The organism is Erythrobacter sp. F6033, assembly GCF_023016005.1.
Classification (GTDB): Bacteria; Pseudomonadota; Alphaproteobacteria; order Sphingomonadales; family Sphingomonadaceae; genus Erythrobacter.
The window spans coordinates 268,165-284,969 of sequence record NZ_JALKAZ010000001.1 but is presented as its reverse complement, the minus strand read 5'-3'; the positions used below and the strand labels follow the sequence as shown (position 1 = coordinate 284,969).

At 57.9% G+C, this 16,805-nt stretch carries 21 protein-coding genes; 15 read left to right on the top strand and 6 right to left on the bottom strand.

What is annotated here, in order from left to right; translation table 11 throughout:
- From MWU39_RS01435 to MWU39_RS01405, 7 genes are read left to right on the top strand one after another with little or no spacing between them, the layout of a single operon-like run.
- Entirely contained in the window at positions 1 to 1,341 is a 1,341-nt protein-coding gene (locus MWU39_RS01435) for a DUF58 domain-containing protein (protein WP_247158197.1), read from the top strand.
- The gene (locus tag MWU39_RS01430) at positions 1,338 to 2,429 is read left to right on the top strand and encodes a stage II sporulation protein M (RefSeq protein WP_247158196.1); all 1,092 of its coding nucleotides are present in this window, start codon (positions 1,338 to 1,340) and stop codon (positions 2,427 to 2,429) included. The genes MWU39_RS01435 and MWU39_RS01430 overlap by 4 nt, the downstream gene beginning before the upstream one ends.
- Positions 2,426 to 3,346 carry an RDD family protein gene (locus MWU39_RS01425; protein ID WP_247158195.1) on the top strand — a complete coding sequence of 307 codons (921 nt, stop codon included), beginning with the start codon at positions 2,426 to 2,428 and terminating at the stop codon, positions 3,344 to 3,346. Before MWU39_RS01430 ends, MWU39_RS01425 begins: the two co-directional genes overlap by 4 nt.
- The gene (locus tag MWU39_RS01420) at positions 3,343 to 3,810 is read left to right on the top strand and encodes a GNAT family N-acetyltransferase (protein WP_247158194.1); all 468 of its coding nucleotides are present in this window, start codon (positions 3,343 to 3,345) and stop codon (positions 3,808 to 3,810) included. Before MWU39_RS01425 ends, MWU39_RS01420 begins: the two co-directional genes overlap by 4 nt.
- Positions 3,807 to 4,718, top strand: a complete 912-nt coding sequence (bla, locus tag MWU39_RS01415; RefSeq protein WP_247158193.1) for a class A beta-lactamase — start codon at positions 3,807 to 3,809, stop codon at positions 4,716 to 4,718. Before MWU39_RS01420 ends, bla begins: the two co-directional genes overlap by 4 nt.
- 36 nt (positions 4,719 to 4,754) lie before the next feature.
- Entirely contained in the window at positions 4,755 to 4,949 is a 195-nt protein-coding gene (locus tag MWU39_RS01410; RefSeq protein ID WP_247158192.1) for a hypothetical protein, read from the top strand.
- Positions 4,946 to 5,833, top strand: a complete 888-nt coding sequence (locus MWU39_RS01405) for a fatty acid desaturase (protein ID WP_247158191.1) — start codon at positions 4,946 to 4,948, stop codon at positions 5,831 to 5,833. Before MWU39_RS01410 ends, MWU39_RS01405 begins: the two co-directional genes overlap by 4 nt.
- A gap of 3 nt (positions 5,834 to 5,836) precedes the next feature.
- Here the strand turns inward: MWU39_RS01405 and MWU39_RS01400 are convergent, their stop codons facing one another.
- The gene (locus tag MWU39_RS01400) at positions 5,837 to 6,925 is read right to left on the bottom strand and encodes an isoaspartyl peptidase/L-asparaginase (protein WP_247158190.1); all 1,089 of its coding nucleotides are present in this window, start codon (positions 6,923 to 6,925) and stop codon (positions 5,837 to 5,839) included.
- 28 nt (positions 6,926 to 6,953) lie between these two features.
- Here MWU39_RS01400 and MWU39_RS01395 point away from each other — a divergent pair, with 28 nt between their 5' ends.
- Positions 6,954 to 7,955, top strand: coding sequence for an SDR family NAD(P)-dependent oxidoreductase (locus MWU39_RS01395; RefSeq protein WP_348646359.1), 1,002 nt, complete (start codon positions 6,954 to 6,956; stop codon positions 7,953 to 7,955).
- Positions 7,956 to 7,960: 5 nt separating this feature from the next.
- Here MWU39_RS01395 and MWU39_RS01390 read toward each other — a convergent pair whose 3' ends face one another.
- Genes MWU39_RS01390 through MWU39_RS01380 form a run of 3 tightly spaced genes read right to left on the bottom strand, consistent with a single transcriptional unit; the run spans position 7,961 to position 10,593 of the window.
- On the bottom strand, positions 7,961 to 8,899 hold the full coding sequence (locus tag MWU39_RS01390) for an alpha/beta hydrolase (protein ID WP_247158189.1): 939 nt from the start codon (positions 8,897 to 8,899) through the stop codon (positions 7,961 to 7,963).
- Between the two features lie 45 nt (positions 8,900 to 8,944).
- Positions 8,945 to 9,742 (bottom strand): DNA-binding domain-containing protein, encoded by a 798-nt coding sequence (locus MWU39_RS01385; RefSeq protein WP_247158188.1) that lies wholly within the window; start codon positions 9,740 to 9,742, stop codon positions 8,945 to 8,947.
- The gene (locus MWU39_RS01380; RefSeq protein ID WP_247158187.1) at positions 9,739 to 10,593 is read right to left on the bottom strand and encodes a DUF692 domain-containing protein; all 855 of its coding nucleotides are present in this window, start codon (positions 10,591 to 10,593) and stop codon (positions 9,739 to 9,741) included. Before MWU39_RS01380 ends, MWU39_RS01385 begins: the two co-directional genes overlap by 4 nt.
- 290 nt (positions 10,594 to 10,883) lie before the next feature.
- Here MWU39_RS01380 and MWU39_RS01375 point away from each other — a divergent pair, with 290 nt between their 5' ends.
- From MWU39_RS01375 to MWU39_RS01360, 4 genes are all read left to right on the top strand, one after another.
- On the top strand, positions 10,884 to 11,165 hold the full coding sequence (locus tag MWU39_RS01375) for a DUF2282 domain-containing protein (RefSeq protein WP_247158186.1): 282 nt from the start codon (positions 10,884 to 10,886) through the stop codon (positions 11,163 to 11,165).
- Between the two features lie 81 nt (positions 11,166 to 11,246).
- A complete protein-coding gene (locus tag MWU39_RS01370) occupies positions 11,247 to 11,708 on the top strand; it encodes a DoxX family protein (RefSeq protein ID WP_247158185.1) in 462 nt (153 codons plus the stop codon).
- Position 11,709: 1 nt separating this feature from the next.
- Entirely contained in the window at positions 11,710 to 12,240 is a 531-nt protein-coding gene (locus MWU39_RS01365; RefSeq protein WP_247158184.1) for a sigma-70 family RNA polymerase sigma factor, read from the top strand.
- Position 12,241: 1 nt separating this feature from the next.
- Positions 12,242 to 12,907: a DUF1109 domain-containing protein gene (locus tag MWU39_RS01360; RefSeq protein ID WP_247158183.1), complete on the top strand. Its 666-nt coding sequence runs from the start codon at positions 12,242 to 12,244 to the stop codon at positions 12,905 to 12,907.
- On the opposite strand, the gene MWU39_RS01355 is transcribed toward MWU39_RS01360, so the two are convergent.
- Entirely contained in the window at positions 12,894 to 13,574 is a 681-nt protein-coding gene (locus tag MWU39_RS01355) for a hypothetical protein (RefSeq protein WP_247158182.1), read from the bottom strand. The genes MWU39_RS01360 and MWU39_RS01355 overlap by 14 nt on opposite strands.
- A gap of 241 nt (positions 13,575 to 13,815) precedes the next feature.
- Between MWU39_RS01355 and ispG the strand changes: the two genes are divergently transcribed.
- Genes ispG through MWU39_RS01340 form a run of 3 tightly spaced genes read left to right on the top strand, consistent with a single transcriptional unit; the run spans position 13,816 to position 16,391 of the window.
- Positions 13,816 to 14,958, top strand: a complete 1,143-nt coding sequence (gene ispG, locus MWU39_RS01350; protein ID WP_247158181.1) for a flavodoxin-dependent (E)-4-hydroxy-3-methylbut-2-enyl-diphosphate synthase — start codon at positions 13,816 to 13,818, stop codon at positions 14,956 to 14,958.
- Entirely contained in the window at positions 14,955 to 15,455 is a 501-nt protein-coding gene (locus MWU39_RS01345) for a thioredoxin family protein (RefSeq protein WP_247158180.1), read from the top strand. Before ispG ends, MWU39_RS01345 begins: the two co-directional genes overlap by 4 nt.
- Before the next feature lie 33 nt (positions 15,456 to 15,488).
- Entirely contained in the window at positions 15,489 to 16,391 is a 903-nt protein-coding gene (locus MWU39_RS01340) for a histone deacetylase (protein WP_247158179.1), read from the top strand.
- Here the strand turns inward: MWU39_RS01340 and MWU39_RS01335 are convergent.
- Positions 16,355 to 16,795: a hypothetical protein gene (locus MWU39_RS01335; protein ID WP_247158178.1), complete on the bottom strand. Its 441-nt coding sequence runs from the start codon at positions 16,793 to 16,795 to the stop codon at positions 16,355 to 16,357. The genes MWU39_RS01340 and MWU39_RS01335 overlap by 37 nt on opposite strands.
- Between the last annotated feature and the right edge of the window lie 10 nt (positions 16,796 to 16,805).

Below are 16,805 nucleotides of genomic sequence, written 5' to 3'. Positions count from 1 at the left end.
ATGGCATTGCCCCGCATCACCCTTCCTCTGGTTCCGACCGAGCGCGCCGCGTGGCTTATCGCTGCCTTTGCTCCGGTGGCGCTCATCATCGCGGCGATCGCGCCGCAGATGTGGGTCGTGGCTCCAGCAGCGGCGATTGTCTTGATCGGGTTGATCATTCTCGACGGGTTGCTCGCCGGGTCGTGCCGCGAATGGGTGGTGCAAGCGCCAAGCGATACGGAAGTCGGCCAATCGACAGCGATCGAAGTCTTCGCCCGATTTGCTCGTGTGATCGCGCTTCAACCCGAAGCCGCCGTCGAATTTGATCCACGGCTCGGGCAGTCCGGGCGCGCGACTGTGAAATTGCTGCGCGATAAAGAAAGCGGCACGCGCAGCGGTGCGTTTGATGTCTTCCCCGAACGGCGCGGTACTGCGGAGATTTCACGCGCCTGGCTAAGGTGGACTGGGCCGCTGGGACTGGGCGCTCGGCAAACCAGCAAGGTGCTTGAAAAAGAGCTCCGCATCTGGCCCGATCTGTCGCCGGTGCGCAGCCGCGAATTGCAGACTTTCCTGCGCAATTCGCAAAATGGCCTGATCGCGCGGCGTATTCGCGGCGAAGGCACCCAGTTTGAAGCGCTTTCCGAATACGAACCCGGGATGGATCGCCGCCGGATCGATTGGAAAGCCAGCGCACGGCACAACCATCTTTATGCGCGCGAGAATGAAAGCGAGCGCAACAACCAGATCGTGTTCGCGTTCGATTGCGGACAGGCAATGTGCGAGCCGGTTGATGGGATGCCGCGTATCGATAGAGCCGTTTCTGCTGCGCTTACGTGCTGCTATGTCGCTCTCAAAGGCGGCGACAAAGTTTCGCTGTTCGGCTTTGCACAGCGTCCTCAGGTAATGACGCCGTTCGCGTCTGACAGCCGCGCGTTTCACCGTCTGCAAAGCGCCGCCGCAGCGCTGGATTACGAATCCACCGAGCCCAATTTCACCCTCGCTTTGGCCACCCTCACCGCCAAACTTCAGCGCCGATCCATGATCGTGCTGTTTTCGGACTTCACCGATCCGACAGCGGCGGAAATGATGATCGAAAGCATCGGACGGCTTGTCGACAAACACCTCGTCCTGTTCGTGACAATCGCCGACAGCGAGCTTGAAACATTTGTGAGCGAAGAGCCGAGCGACATCGCCACCCTCGCCCGCAGCGTAACCGCCGATACGCTTGCGACGCAGCGTTCTATCGTGCTTCAGCGCCTACGCCGGATGGGTGTGGATGTGGTTGAGGCGCCTTGGGACCAGATCGGATATCGCCTGATCGACCGCTACTTCATCATCAAAAACAGCGAGGCGATTGGATGAGTACGGCTGTCCCCGCAACAAAGGGTGTCAAAGATCGCATTGGATCGTGGTTCGGCCGCGGAGATATCGCCGCGCCGACTGACATTGAAAGCGCCGCCCTGCGCTCCGACCGGTTTCGCCTTGAGCGCGAGGCGGATTGGCGCAGGCTCGAAGACATCGTGGTCGCGATGGAAAAAGGCGGCGTGCGCAAGATCGACGATGAGGAATTGCTGGCCCTGCCCACGCTTTACCGCACCGCCGCATCCAGCCTTTCCGTGGCGCGCGAAACGTCATTGGATGCGGCGACACTCAAATACCTCGAAAGCCTCGTCCAGAGGGCATGGTTTCAGGTCTACGGCCCGCGCAAAGGCTTGTTCGGTTGGTTGCGCGAGTTTTTCCTCGGCGGGTGGAGCCGCGCCGTTCGCGAGATATGGCTGGACGTATGCATCGCCTTGTTTGTGATGACAGCGGGTGCGGTCGTCGGCTGGTTGCTCGTCGCGCAGAACAACGACTGGTATTATCGGCTGGTGCCGGGCGACCTCGCAGACACCCGCGTTCCGGGCGCAAGCCGGGAGGTTCTGGCCGAGACCATTGAAGTCGAAAATTCGACCGGCGGGCTTTCGGTTTTTGCGGCCTATCTATTTAGCAACAATGCGGGCGTGTGCATCCTTGCCTTTGCGCTGGGCTTTGCCTTTGGCATTCCCTCGCTGCTGCTGCTCATTCACAATATGGCTATGCTGGGCGCTATGGTCTGGCTGTTCGCCAATGCGGGGCTTGGCTGGGAATTTGGTGCTTGGCTCAGCGTGCACGGAACCACCGAGATTTTCGGTATCCTGCTGGCGGGTGCGGCGGGCTTGCATATTGGCCGGTCAATGGCTTTCCCCGGGACGCGCTCTATTCTCGAAGCGGCTTCGGAAAGCGGGCGGCGCAGCGCCGTTGTGATGGTCGGCGTCGTATTGATGATGGTCGTCGCGGCATTCCTTGAGGCATTCCCTCGGCAGCTCGTGGAAACCATGGAAAGCCGCTACATCATCGGCGGCGCGTTTCTAACTTTCTGGCTCGCCTACTTCTTCCTCTATCGGCCCAATCGGCCTCTGGAGGACGGATGAGCGCCGCTACCGGAAGAATTGATCGGCTTAACAAGCGCGAACGCACGCTGATAACGCCCGAAGGTCTCGCCGTGCCGGTGACAATCGCTGCGCGCGGATCACGGCTGGGCGCGCTTGTGCTCGATTTCGTTTTCATATTTCTGGGCCTTTTGGTGATCCAGATTGTTTTGATGCTGATCCTTGGCGGAGTGGTCGAGGACACCATGAATGCCTTGGATGAGAACATTTCAGGCGCAGCTGAATTCGTGATCATCATCTTCATTCTCGTCGGTTTTCTGGCGCGCTATGGGTATTTTCTGGCGATGGAGTTGGGGCCGCGCGGCGCGACTTATGGCAAGCGCGTCGTGGGCATCAGGGTCGCTGCGCGAAACGGCGGCCGTTTGACGCCTGAGGCCGTTATTGCCCGCAACCTGCTCCGCGATATCGAGCTGTTCATGCCCCTTGTCTTCCTGATGATCGCCCCCAGCGGGGCAGCGGGGAATGCCGGAATCGCAGGCATGATCTGGTTCCTGATCTTCATGCTGTTCCCATTCTTCAACAAAGACGCGTTGCGCGCAGGGGATGTGATCGCGGGAACATGGGTGCTCGAGGCACCGCGGACCAAACTTGCCGAAGCACTGTCGACCCAAGGGGCGGCTGCGAAGGGTTCAAGCATGGTCACCGGCGCGAAGTACGAATTCGGTGATGAAGAGCTTTCAGTGTACGGCGAGCATGAATTGCAAACACTCGAACGGATGCTGCGCGATGCCCAGCCCGAGGCTTTGTCTGCAGTGCACGAGACAATCTGCCGTAAAATCGGATGGGATCCGGGAGCGGGAGACGAGCGAGCGTTCCTCGAGGCGTTTTATGGTCAACTCCGCGCCAAGCTGGAAGGCGACATGCGGTTTGGCAAGCGCAAGGCGGACAAATTCTCGTGAGCCAATTCACCATCCAGCCGGATGATCTGACCGGTGAGGATGTGCTCGAACTGTTGCGGCTACACCTCGATGAGATGCACAGCTGGTCACCTTCCTGCAAAGTCCACGCAATGCCGCCTGAACGCCTGCGAGAACCCGATGTCTCCTTTTTCGCGGTTCGCGATGGTGAGATTTTGGCTGGCGTTGGTGCGATCAAGCATTTGAGCGAGACGAAAGGCGAGCTGAAATCCATGCGCGCGGCTCCGGCCTATCGCGGCAAAGGCGTGGGCAAGCTTCTGCTGCGCCATTTGATCGATATTGCGACATCACGCGGATACAGTTGGATTGGGTTGGAAACAGGACGGCCAGCGCCTTTCCTTCCCGCCGTGCGGCTTTACGAAGCGCATGGATTTGCCGAATGTGCGCCTTTCGGCGATTATATCTCGGACGAATTCAGCCTCTGCATGGAGAAGCACCTCGAATGATCAAGCGCCGCGCCTTTCTTGGTGGAACAATGGCGCTTGGAGCATCCGCATGCCTACCTCCCGATCAAAGTCAGCTGGGCAGGTTGGCCGCCAAACTCCGCATTGTTGAAGCCGCCGCAGATGGCACATTGGGCGCGGAAATCTATGACACGGCGACGGGATACTCCGTTGATCTAAACCGGAATGCCCGGTTTGGCCATTGTTCGTCCTTCAAACTGTCTCTCGCGGCGATGATTCTGCTCCGCGCATCGACTGGATTGGACAGCCTCAACCGCCGCGTCACTTGGAGCGCAGACGATCTGATGGGCTATTCCGCCTTCACAACAGAGCGATTGAAGGACGGAGCGACACTCGGTGAACTGGCGGAGGCTACTCAGAAATTCTCGGACAATGCAGCGGCTAACATCCTCTTGAGGGAAGCCGGCGGCCCTGAAGAGCTGACCGGATTCTGGCGATCTATCGGCGACGAGACGAGCCGCCTCAACCGCATCGAGCCCGCGCTCAACAACGTGCCCGCTACCGAACTGCGCGATACGACAACGCCGTTTGCAATGGCCCGGACTGTTGCGAAAATTGCCTATGGTGATGTGTTGCCAGAGCTGGAGCGGGAAATGCTGCGCCAATGGATGACCGATACGCAAACGGGCGTTCGGCGTGTGCGGGCGGGTTTACCAGATGATTGGGTGGCCGGTGACAAGACCGGGACTTCATTCTGGCCGGGCATGGACAGCCTCTATGTCGATATCGGTTTCGTTGAGCCCGAAGGACGTTCGCCAATAACATTCGCGGCCTATTTCCGCGCTCGCGAAACACATAGTGCGATAAATCCTGCCTCCGAACAGGCTTTGGCACGCGTCGGTGAAGTCATCGCCGACTTCGCCCGCCAAGACCGCATCCTTTCATTATAGTGGCAATATGATACCCACTTCGAACAGGAGAGGGTTATGGAACGCGCGCTGAAACTGGTGGCTGGATTGTTGCCGATTGCTTTCGCATTCGCATTTCTGGTGCCGGTATTCGATCAAGGCATGCAGGCTCTTGGTATTACCGTGCCGTTGGGCATCTCCACTCTTACTCTTGCCCTGATTATCGGCGGTGCTTGGGGCCTCTTCGCGCAAGTCACAGGCCGCTGGATATGAATGCGCAAACGCCTGTGATGCCGGCTGATCTATCGCAGCTTTCGGACGGAGAGCTCCGGCGGCTGGAGCTCAAAATTGCGCGGAAATACTCAGGCAAGGTGCCTTGGATCGCCGTGTTCTGGGCGTTCGGCAATCTTGCCGCTTGGCTCAGCTTGTGGCCACTCGTCCTGCTGGACATCCTTCCGCTTTGGGTTGCCTTTCCGATCGCAACCATCAACATGGCGCTTGTCTATCTGCCGACGCATGAGGCGCAGCATGACATTATCGCACGTCCAGGCACGAAGCTGCGCTGGCTCAATGAGCTGGTCGGCCATGCGACCAGCTGGATGCTGTTAATGCCGTTTCAGATGCTGCGCGTGACGCACCTTGATCATCATCGCCACACCAATGATCCGGAACTGGATGTGGACATCACCTCGAGCGCAAGCGGACCTTGGCAGGCCATTTGGAACGCCATTCAAGGGCGCCAACCCAAAGCAAAACGCAATCAGGATTACCTTGCTAGCTTGGCCCGAAATGGCCGTGAGGGTGTGATAGTCCTGTCGCTGCTTTACCGGGTCGGCTTTATAGCGATCCTCGGCGCGCTGGCATGGAATGGATTTGCGCTGGAGGCGCTGCTGCTCTGGTGGCTGCCTTACCAGATTGCCATTACCTATATTGTGTTCTTCCTATCATGGGCGCCGCATCACCCTGCGACGCACCAGGCGCGCTACACCAACACACGCAGTTGGAAATCAGCTGTCGGCAATATCGGATCGATGGGGATGCAGTTTCATATCGTGCACCATCTGCATCCATACATTCCGCTGCATCTCACACCCGCTGCCTACCGCGAGATGCGTCCGATCCTTGAGGCGCGGGGTTGCCGCTTGGGCGGGAACTAAGCTCTATTCCGCAGCGAAGATAGCCACCTCGTTCACGCCATCACTGGTCGCACGGCCGCGATACATGCCCGTCGTATTGAAGCTGAAAAGAGCATGACCCTCTGGAGTTACAAGGATGACACCGCCATCACCACCGAGTTCCTTGACCTCATCCATCACCACATCCGCCTCTTCCTGGGCCGACTCCACGCTGAGCGGAAACTCGGAAGCGTGAATAATATATGTCGGCATTCCGTCTGCGTCTTTCGGCACCACGGATTGCACAGCGTCGATGTCCATCCGGAACCGATAGCGGAGCCGGGTGCAAATCTCCTGCGCCACGCCAACGCGGATGAAGTATTCACCCCAGCCGGTCGCTGACACTGCGCAGCTGCGGTTATCGGCATAGGTGCCTGCGCCAATTACAGGAGCATCTCCGATCCGGCCCCAGCGTTTGCCTGTCATCCCGCCAGTTGAAGTGCCCGCCGCCAGATTGCCTTCGAGATCAAGCGCGACTGCACCCACTGTCCCGAATTTGTGATCCACATCCAAGGCGGAAAGCTGGCGCGCTTTCATCCGCTCCAGCGATTTTTTACGGCGCTCGGTCGCGAACCATTCCGGCGGAGCGGTTTCAAGTCCCTGCTCGCCAGCAAACTGCTCGGCTCCCTCACCCATCAGGAAAACATGAGGACTCTCTGTGCGGACTTTATCCGCGAGCAGGATCGGGTTCTTGATCGTGGTCACACCCGTCACAGCGCCCGCGCTGCGATCGCGCCCATCCATGATCGAGGCATCAAGTTCGTTGCGCCCTTCCCATGTAAAGACAGCGCCCCGCCCCGCATTGAACAAGGGATCATCCTCAAGCGGAATGATTGCGGCCTGCACGGCTTCCATCGCGCTGCCACCGTTTGCGAGCACCGTCTTGCCTGCGTCTAGCGCGTTCTGAAGCGCGGCTTCATAGGCGGCCTTTTGCTCAGGCGTCATTTTATCGGGATCCAGCGTCCCCGCCCCGCCATGGATAGCAATCGACCAACGAGGCTCTGCCTCCTGAGCATATGCTGGGGTAGAAAGGGCGACGAATACGCCTATCGCGGCAAGGATCAGATTTTTCATAGCTTGAAGGACTAACCCAAAGCTGCGCATGACGCTATATCCACTTGATATCCGCTTGCGCACAATCCGGGAGAATATGATGAGCAATTTCGGCGAAAACAGCACGGCAAGCGAGGTTCTTGCGAGTAAAGACCTGTCGGGAAAGACAATTTTCATCACTGGCGGCAATTCAGGACTGGGCATGGAGAGCGGTCGCGCAATGGCAGCGCAAGGCGCACATGTGGTGCTGGCTGGCCGCGATCAGGGCAAACTTGATGATGCTGTGTCATCTATCAAAAACGAAAACCCCGACGCTCAAATCGAGACAATCATTTGCGATCTCGGCTCACTCGAAAGCGTGCAGTCATGCGGTAAAGAAGCAAGCCAGCGGCTCGGAAAGATCGATGTGCTGCTCAACAATGCCGGTGTGATGGCTTGTCCGCACAGCAAGACCGCCGATGGCTTCGAAATGCAGTTCGGCACCAACCATGTCGGGCATTTTCTCCTGACCAAACAACTGATGCCTTTGATCGAAAAAGGGCAGGACAAACGCATCGTCAACCTGTCCAGCCGCGGCCACCACATCACACCGGTCAATCTCGACGATCCGAACTTTGAAAACCGTGAATACAATGAATGGGCAAGCTACGGTCAGTCGAAGACGGCTAATATCCTCTTCACAGTGGGCTTGGAAAATCGCTTCGCCGACAAAGGTATTCACGCATACGCCGTACATCCGGGCGGCATTCAGACCAACCTTGGCCGTCATATGAGCGAAGAAGAAGAGGCCGCTCTTGTTGCACGCGTGACCGAGAATGATCCTGACTTTTCATGGAAGACCATTCCGCAAGGTGCAGCCACGCAATGCTGGGCCGCGACCGCCGCTGAACTGGAAGGCAAAGGCGGGGTTTACTGCGAAGACTGCCACGTCGCCGAGGTCGATGACACCTCCCCAAACAGCGGCGTGCGCAGCTATGCGCTCGATCAAGCAAGCGCAGATCGGTTGTGGTCAATGAGCGAAGAAATGGTCGGCGAAAGCTTCAGCGCCTGACTCGGTTACTCGACCAAAAATTCGCCCAAAAGCTTCACCGTATCTTTGGACTCGCTTGTCGGAGTGACTGCCATAAATACATGCGGGGCCGCCTCGTATTCGTACAACTTTGCATCGACACCGGCATCGATCAATTTGCCGGTGAAGGTGCGGCTATCGATGATAAAAAGATCATGCCGCCCGGTCCAGATGCGGGTCGGTGGTAACTTCGCAAGGTCATCTTGCGAGGTGTAAAGAGGGCTGCATTCGGGGCTGGCAACGTCGCGGTCGTCCGCGAACATCTTTCCGCAGCTGCGCAGAGTGCCGATTTTCAGCATGATGTCGTGCGGCTCGACCGCTTCAATCGCGGGGTCCGCCATGGTGAGATCGAGCCACGGCGCAAAGAGAGCGAGCTTGCCGGGTTGCGGGCCGCCCGCTTTGGCCAGCCTCAGTGCGAGGCTCAACGCCATATGACCGCCAGCGCTGTCACCATTCAGCACAATGCGCGAAGGATCATGTTCAGCAGCAAGCTTCGCATAGACCGCATCTGCGAGAGCGTCTTGCGAGGCGTAGGAGCTTTCCGGAACGACATTATAGAGCGGCAAGGTCACGCTCGCGCCAAGTTTGTCGACCATCGCCGCAGCAAGCGGCCAGTGCTCTTTGAACATCGGCAGAACAAATCCGCCGCCGTGGAAATAGAGCATGTGCCATTGGCCCGGCCCGGATTTGGGATGGATCGTGACGACTTCCTGATCCGCAGCGGACCAATGCTCCAGAGTGTAGCGATGCTTGAACTGATTGGGGATCGGCGCGTCTTTGGGCATCGCGCGGGCCGCCATATATTCCTCAAACGCGTCGGCCGTATGGGGGAAAACGGGCGTGCGCTTGCTCATCAGCCATTTGACACCGCGCAGCAACATGCTTGCCTTTGTGGTCCGCAATTCAATCGATGTGCCTGTTAGCAACGCGTTTCTCCCTTTGACGCAAACCTGACGCAAGCCGTCAGGGAGTCAAGCGCTGACGCCGAGAATTACTCCCTCATTGAGCCAATCGCCCAGCATTGTGCCAGCTGCGACGGCGGCCTGCTGAATAGCATCCGCATCGGCACTGTCTCCCGCGATCTGCATAATCATCTCGCCATAGGCCGCGCCATTTTGCATGGCAGACAGCGCGTAGGCCGCCTCGGAAGCGACCATCTGAAAAACCGGTCGCTCGCCTTCACGCGAGACGATGCAGCCTTTGGATTGATCGAGAAGCGGGGCTGGTCTTTCTCCATCTGCACCCTCGTCAAGCGCGTTCCATAGGCCGCTCAAATTGGCCTGTACTTCGCGCGCTGCCACACATGGCTGGAATTCAAGCCTCAGACCCATCCAGTCCTCATCACCAAAATCCGCTGTGGTCGCGCCAAACTCTGCGGCGCCGAAAGGCTGCGTATCCGGCGCATTTGAAACCTGGAGCATGGCCCATTCGAGCCATGCCAGTTCAGCCACTTCTGGATTCTTGGCAAACAATTGCGCGCAAGTGGCGTCGAAACCAGCTCCCGCTTCCTCAATCGTCCAACCCGATGGCGGATGGGCGATCGCGTGATGGGCTGCGACCTGTTTGAAGGGGCCTTCGCCAACATAGCGCGCGGTGCGTTCAAACGTGTTTTCCAGCGCGCCGACAAGCGCCGAACGGTAATTCCCGCGATAGACGGACATGCCCACCGATTGAGAATTGCCCCAGCCATCTGGCATCGGCGCGCATTCATCAAGGACGCTGCGCAGGAATGCCGCCTGCCGATCCGCCAGTGTTTGTCCTCCGGTCACGCCGGAACCAGTGCGTCTTCGGCAATGCCCCGTGCGCGATCAAGTTCAGCAAGCAATTCGGGCAAAGGCGGAATGTCCTCGTCACGCTCGATCATGGTGGCGACCGGCCCCGGCAGCATCGCAATCGCTTTGGCATACAAGTCCCACACTCCATCGACGACAGGGCGGTCATGCGTATCAATGATCATGGGACGCTCCGCAGTCGCAGGATCATGACCCGCAAGATGGATTTGACGCACACGGTCCAGTGGTAGTCCGGCGAGATACTCGTCAGCCGAGAAACCGTGATTGCGCGCGCTGACATAGATATTGTTCACATCCAGCAGCAGATAACAGCCTGTTCGCCGGGTCATCTCTGACAGGAACTGCCACTCGCTCATCTCATCTTCGGGGAAAGTGAGATAGCTTGACGGGTTTTCAAAGAGCATCGCCCGGCTCAGCTCGTTTTGGGCATGATCGATATTGGCGCAGACCGCTGCAAGAGCCTCTTCGGTGAGTGGCATCGGCAACAAGTCATGGCTGTTATGTGCGCTCGTTCGTGTCCAGCACAGGTGATCGGACACCCATAGCGGGTCGATACGCTGTCCTAGCCGTTTGAGCTTTGCCAGATGATCTTTGTCGAGACCGCCTGCCGATCCGATCGACATCGAAACACCGTGCAGGATTACCGGATGCTTTTCGCGCACCTGATCCAGAATGCGCAGCTGGCGTCCGCCATCGATCATGTAGTTTTCGCTAATCACCTCAACGAAATCGACCGGAACATCAGTTTCGAGGAAATCCTCATAATGCGTCCGGCGCAGGCCCAGACCGAAACCGGCAAACGGTGCGATGGTGGATTGATACGGCATATTTCACTCTCTTAGCAGAACGGTTCGAAAATCGAATGCGCGATTGATCTGCGCGGGCGACCCGCGCCGCATTGTGCAGTCAGCTATAACAGGATAGCCTGCCGCAAGCTGGCGCATATGGGAGTGTTCGCCAGCTTGCGGCGCGCCGTTACAGGCCGCTCTTATTGAGGGACAAAAGGGAGGGGCAACAAATTTTTTCACCAAATTGTAACCGCAATGCGAACCACCGCGAACTGCATTGTGTGTCCGGCATGATGCTGGGCGAAAAGACAGATTTTTGGAGAACCCCCATGAACGCCAAGTCAATTGCAAACATCGCCGGTCTCGCCCTCACTGCAGGGATCGCTGCTGGTCTCGCCACTACCCCTGTCGCGGCGCAAGGCGCGAAAGAAAAATGCTACGGCGTTTCCAAAGCAGGCAAGAACGATTGCGCCGCTGGCCCGGGCACAAGTTGTGCTGGCACCTCGACAAAAGACTACCAAGGTAACGCATGGACATATGTCGACAAAGGCACCTGCGTGAAAATCAAAACGCCAAAAGGCAACGGCTCGCTGAAGCCGATCAAACGATAACTCGAACACACGGCGCGGGCCTGTCAGGCAAACACCAGGCTCGCCGCCGCTGACAATTGGAGGAATATGATGAGCGGACTTATGAACTTATGGCAGCGACTGACCGGCATTTTGTCCGGCACCATCGCCGAAAGCATCGCCCAGCTTTTTGCTCGCATCGCGCTGGCCGGAATTTTCTGGCGGTCGTACAAAACCAAAGTCGTCGATGGCACATGGCTGCAGATTGACGAGACCCAATACTTCATTTTCGAGAACGAATTTTCCGGACTGCCAATCCCAACCGATCTTGCGGTGCCGTTGGCAACATATTCCGAGTTTCTGTTCCCGATCCTGCTTGTTCTGGGTCTCTTCACCCGCTTTTCGGCGCTCGCGCTGATGGGCATGGCGGTGGTCATCCAGCTGTTCGTATTCCCCGATGCGGCACACTTCTTTGGCTGGGCTATCACGGTTCTTGCTCTGGGTGCGTTCCTTGTCAGCCGCGGCGGCGGGTTGATCTCGCTCGACGCGATCCTAGGCCGCATCACGGCTTCGAAAGCCGGCTGACATGGTCGCTGACGAACCAACCTTCGCCCGCCTTATGGTAGCGACACAGGACGGCGACAAAGCCGCCGGTAATGTGTTGCTCACCGAGGTGGGCGTCTGGTTGGAGCGGTATTTCCGCCGCCGGGTGCCCCCGCATCAGACAGACGATCTGGTGCAGGAGGTGCTTATATCATTCTACACCAAGCGCGGGACATGGGATCCCTCGCGTCCGTTCCTGCCATGGCTTGCCGCCATTGCGCGCTATCGCTGGGTCGATCATCTGCGCAAGGTTTACAAACATGACAGTCAGGAACTGATGGAAGACGACGCGGTAGAAGACAGCGAAGAAGAAGTTGTCCTGGCCCGCGTTAGCCTAGACCGTTTGTTTGGGCAGCTCCCCGAAAAGCAGGCCGAAGTCATCGAGATGGTCAAAATTGGCGGATTGTCCGTCCGCGAAGCCGCAGAAAAAACCGGCCAAAGCGAAAGCCTGGTCAAAGTGAATATCCATCGGGGTCTGAAGAAAATGGCCTCCTTGGTCGAGAAAGCTGATTGAAATGAATAACTCCCCCAACAAAGCCCAGTCGCGCGCCGATCTGATTGCGGCAATGGCCGAAGACCTGACCCCGGTTCGCCCGGTTAAGCCGGTCGAAGGCATGCTGCTTATCGCGGCGGCGACTGTGCTTGCGACAGTGGGCTCTATCGCGATCCATGATTTCTGGTGGGGCCTGCTATCGGGCGATGCCTCGGGCTATTTCCTGATCACCCACGGCCTATTGCTTGTGGTTGGTTTGGCGAGCGCAGCTGGCGTTGTCTTCAGCGCTCAGCCCCGTGTCGGCACTCGCGGTAACGCGCCTGCGTGGAGCGTGGCTATGCTCGCTATCGTGCCCGTTGCAGCGATCATCAGCCTCATTTCGGCTGGCGGTGAACACTTGCATAAAGGCATGAACGATCCGGCTGCATGGCTCTGCACCAGCTCGTCGTTGACCGCTGCTCTGCTTGTTGCAGGTGCATCAATCCTGTGGCTGCGCCGCGGCGCACCGGTTTCAATCGAACGATCCGGCTGGTTGACTGGTATCGCAGCGGGTTCGCTCGGAACGCTTGCTTACGGTATCACTTGCCCCGTCGACAGCCTGTCGCATGTCGGCCTGTGGCATATTGCCCCGGTCGTGATTGCGGCTGTGGTCGGACGCTTCGTCGTACCGCCGCTTATCCGCTGGTAAGAACGCAGTCGGCGGCCGTTTCGCGGTCGCCGACACGCTTTTGCCGGTATTCGAGATCGAAGAAACCGACGGTCAGCAGAAAGGCAAGGATGATCATTGCGAATTCTCCGGCATCTTCGGTGAAGGTCAGGATCGCATGAAACACCTTTCCTTGCTCGCCCCACACCACGAGCAGATCGACCGCAACGCCGAATAAAGCTGCGCCGAACACGCAACCGGCGAGTGCCAGATTGAACACGAGTGCCCGCCCTCTGATCGACCGCACGGCGAGCGCCAGAGACACCAGCCAGAAAGCTCCGACTCCGAGCATCAAAGATGCCTCCGCAAGATGCGAAGGCTCAACCGGAATTCCTGGAATTTGCGGAAAGAACGGTCCGGCTGTCAGGCCAAATGTCTCGTGCAGCTCGACCCAGTTGTCCAGCGTGAGCCACACGAAAAGTACAGCTTGCGCCAAACAAATCACTGCCCGCTCTCGTCGCCAAATCAGCAACATCATCACTGCGATCGCAGCTGTGAGCGCATATTCCAGATATTCGCCGAAGGACCTGTCGGACGCGAGATAAAACTGCACCGGCAATTCCGCTTCGGTCAGCGAGCCATAATGCGCCGCCACGTCGAGACCGATCAGCACTCCGGCATATGGCAGGAGCACAAGAGCGGCGCGCATGACTGCAGCTGAAAGCGTTATTTCCGCAAGTACCCCTGCCCATTTTTGAAACACCGGAATTTCAAACTCCCCTTAATTCACGCATATTGCTTGTGAAAGGCGAGCGTTCTTGCGGTGTTGGGCTCCACTCACCACGCATTTCAGGGCACCGTGCCGCAATGCGACAGGTAACCGCAGTTTTGCTAAACAGCCGACTATCCTTGTCATTGCCGCTTCATGTTTAGGCGACTATATGGCCCTCATGTCTTCAGTACGGCCCTGGCGCGATATCGAACGGCGGCAATGTCGCCAGATTATGGTTGGCGATGTGCCGGTGGGCGGCGATGCGCCGATCACCGTTCAAACCATGACCAACACCCCAACCGAGGACGCGGCAGCGACGATCGATCAGATCCGCCGTTGCGAAGAGGTTGGCTGCGACATCATTCGTGTGTCTTGCCCCACGGAAGAGGCAACAGCGGCATTTCCGCTGATCACACGCGCTTCCAACATCCCCGTCGTTGCTGACATCCACTTCCATTACAAACGCGCATTGGAGGCTGCCGATGGCGGCGCGGCGTGCCTCCGCATCAATCCGGGCAATATCGGATCGTCCAAAAAGGTCGCCGAAGTTGTGCGCGCCGCGAAAGCGAATGGCTGCGCGATCCGCATTGGCGTAAACGCAGGTAGCCTCGAAAAAGATCTGCTGGAAAAATACGGCGAGCCTTGCCCGGAGGCCCTGATCGAAAGCGCGCTGGATCATATCAAGCTGTTGCAGGATCACGATTTTCACGAGTTTAAAGTCGCGGTGAAAGCCAGCGACGTGTTTCTTGCGGTGGCGGCCTATCATGGCCTCGCCGAAACTGTCGATTGCCCGCTGCACCTCGGCATTACAGAGGCCGGCGGATTGATCGGCGGCACTGTCAAATCCTCTATCGGAATGGGCAGCTTACTTTGGGCAGGGATCGGCGACACGATCCGCGTATCGCTCTCCGCCGAGCCAGAGGAAGAAGTCAAAGTCGGGTATGAGATGTTGAAAGCCCTCGGTCTGCGCACACGCGGTGTTCGCGTGGTGTCCTGCCCCAGCTGCTCGCGACAGGGTTTTGACGTCATCCGCACGGTTGAAACACTTGAAAAACGGCTTGAGCATATCAAGACACCGATGAGCCTTTCCGTGCTTGGCTGCGTGGTTAACGGCCCGGGCGAAGCGCGGGAAACCGATATCGGCCTAACCGGCGGCGGCAGTGGCAAGCATATGGTCTATCTTTCCGGCATGAAAGCGCACACGATTGAGGATGACGATATGCTCGATCACATCGTCAAACTGGTCGAGGAAAAAGCTGCCAAGATTGATGCTGGCGAGGAAACCGCCTTTGACCCGCACGCTGTGGAAGCCGCCGAATGATTAGGGCTGCAACGGTTCTTGTGTTTGCAGCCGCCTTGTCTGCTTGCGCGACCGTGCCGGCAAGTGACGCGGCTTATCACCCTGAAGCCCGATCCTATCTCGTTTCCGGCGATGCCATGGCCGATGTTGATGCTGCGCTGGTGCAGGCAAAGCAAAACGGCAATCGCGTTCTGTTGGTGATGGGGGCAAACTGGTGCCACGATAGCCGCGCTTTGGCCGGTTGGCTCGAAACCGAACGGTTCAGCCATTTGGTAGCCGAAAAGTACGAACTGGTATTCGTCAATATCGGGATGCCCCAAACCAAAGATGGCCATAACCTCGAAATTGCCAAACGCTTTGGCCTGGACGATCTTCCGGGCACACCAAATGTGCTGGTGCTGACAGCTAACGGCGAATTGGTGAACGCCGACACGGCGACCACTTGGCGCGATAGCGCGAGCCGCAGCGAAGATGCGATTTATGACGAGCTGGCTTTGTTGGCGCACAAGGACGCTTAAGCTCTGCTCCACGTCGTTCATCACGCCGATTACGTGGCGCCGCGCCCGGAGCGCGGAACGTTCAAATTCGACAAGTACTACTTGGTGATGGAGGCGTTGCGCGCTGATGGAGGGCCGCTGACCGAGCATTCTCCAGAACCGATGCCGCGCGAATGGCTCGAAGCAGTCCATGACCCTGACTATGTCGACGAGGTCTTCCGCGCAGAAGTCCCTCGCGACAAAGAACGGCGGATCGGGTTTCCGGTAACGGAGAAAATTCGCGACCGCGTTCGCCACACCAATGGTGGAACCTGGCTTGCCGCACAATTGGCCATACAACACGGATATGCCGCAAATAGCGCCGCGGGAAGCCACCATGCACTCGCCGGCACAGGGGCGGGATATTGCGTATTCAACGACCTCGCTGTGGCGTCCAACCGCTTGATTGCCGAAGGTGATGCCAGCCGTATTCTGATCATCGATCTGGATGTGCATCAGGGTGACGGCACTGCGAGCCTGACGGCGGGCCGCGAGGACATCTTCACCTTGTCCCTCCATGCCGAAAAGAACTTTCCGGTGCGAAAGGCGCGTTCCAGCCTTGATGTGGGTTTACCCGACGGTGTCGATGATGACGGTTATATGGCTGCGCTAGACAGACATTTGCCGGAGGTAATTGCGCAGTTCGATCCCGATCTCGTTCTGTATCAGGCGGGCGTTGACCCGCATGCCAATGACAAGCTGGGCAGGCTTTCCTTAAGCGACAAAGGGCTGATTAAACGCGACCGCTTTGTTGTGCATCAGGCCCGCAAACGCAGACTGCCAATCGCAAGCGCGCTTGGCGGCGGATACGGGGATGATCAAAGCGAAGTGGCGGCGCGCCACGCCAGATCAATGCTGTCTATGGCCGCGGAAAATGCGCTCTATTCGCCCTTACCTGCAAGGCTCGGCGCGAAATAGATGTCGATGTAGTCGGTCAGATAATCGCACCATTCAAATTCGCGCAGACGATAGTAAGTGCGATTTTGGGTCACCTCAAACCGCCACAGTTTGTCTTGAGAGCACCTGCGCCCTGGATCGGGCGTGTTTGCGATTGTGATCTGGCCATCAAATAGGAAATAGTCCGCGCCTATCTCGGTGATCACGCCGTCGATAACGAGGCCAACATCCTGCCCGCTTTTCTGTTCGCCAAGCAAACGCCAAACGCCATCGACCGAATTGATGATCGTGACATCGCCGCGCGTATCCCAATCAATCCATTGCAAGGTGATCCCCTGCACCGTTTCAAGACGTGAGGCATCTGTATGACTGCTTACAATTGTCGGCTTGGGGAGAGCCTTTTCGGCGTGGTCATCTTCGGCCATACCCGACGAA

Coding starts and splice junctions, on each gene's coding strand:
- MWU39_RS01435 (WP_247158197.1), top strand. CDS start 1: ATGGCATTGCCCCGCATCACCCTTCCTCTGGTTCCGACCGAGCGCGCC.
- MWU39_RS01430 (WP_247158196.1), top strand. CDS start 1,338: ATGAGTACGGCTGTCCCCGCAACAAAGGGTGTCAAAGATCGCATTGGA.
- MWU39_RS01425 (WP_247158195.1), top strand. CDS start 2,426: ATGAGCGCCGCTACCGGAAGAATTGATCGGCTTAACAAGCGCGAACGC.
- bla (WP_247158193.1), top strand. CDS start 3,807: ATGATCAAGCGCCGCGCCTTTCTTGGTGGAACAATGGCGCTTGGAGCA.
- MWU39_RS01410 (WP_247158192.1), top strand. CDS start 4,755: ATGGAACGCGCGCTGAAACTGGTGGCTGGATTGTTGCCGATTGCTTTC.
- MWU39_RS01405 (WP_247158191.1), top strand. CDS start 4,946: ATGAATGCGCAAACGCCTGTGATGCCGGCTGATCTATCGCAGCTTTCG.
- MWU39_RS01400 (WP_247158190.1), bottom strand. CDS start 6,925: ATGAAAAATCTGATCCTTGCCGCGATAGGCGTATTCGTCGCCCTTTCT.
- MWU39_RS01395 (WP_348646359.1), top strand. CDS start 6,954: ATGACGCTATATCCACTTGATATCCGCTTGCGCACAATCCGGGAGAAT.
- MWU39_RS01380 (WP_247158187.1), bottom strand. CDS start 10,593: ATGCCGTATCAATCCACCATCGCACCGTTTGCCGGTTTCGGTCTGGGC.
- MWU39_RS01375 (WP_247158186.1), top strand. CDS start 10,884: ATGAACGCCAAGTCAATTGCAAACATCGCCGGTCTCGCCCTCACTGCA.
- MWU39_RS01370 (WP_247158185.1), top strand. CDS start 11,247: ATGAACTTATGGCAGCGACTGACCGGCATTTTGTCCGGCACCATCGCC.
- MWU39_RS01365 (WP_247158184.1), top strand. CDS start 11,710: ATGGTCGCTGACGAACCAACCTTCGCCCGCCTTATGGTAGCGACACAG.
- MWU39_RS01360 (WP_247158183.1), top strand. CDS start 12,242: ATGAATAACTCCCCCAACAAAGCCCAGTCGCGCGCCGATCTGATTGCG.
- MWU39_RS01355 (WP_247158182.1), bottom strand. CDS start 13,574: ATGCGCGCCGCTCTTGTGCTCCTGCCATATGCCGGAGTGCTGATCGGT.
- ispG (WP_247158181.1), top strand. CDS start 13,816: ATGTCTTCAGTACGGCCCTGGCGCGATATCGAACGGCGGCAATGTCGC.
- MWU39_RS01345 (WP_247158180.1), top strand. CDS start 14,955: ATGATTAGGGCTGCAACGGTTCTTGTGTTTGCAGCCGCCTTGTCTGCT.
- MWU39_RS01335 (WP_247158178.1), bottom strand. CDS start 16,795: ATGGCCGAAGATGACCACGCCGAAAAGGCTCTCCCCAAGCCGACAATT.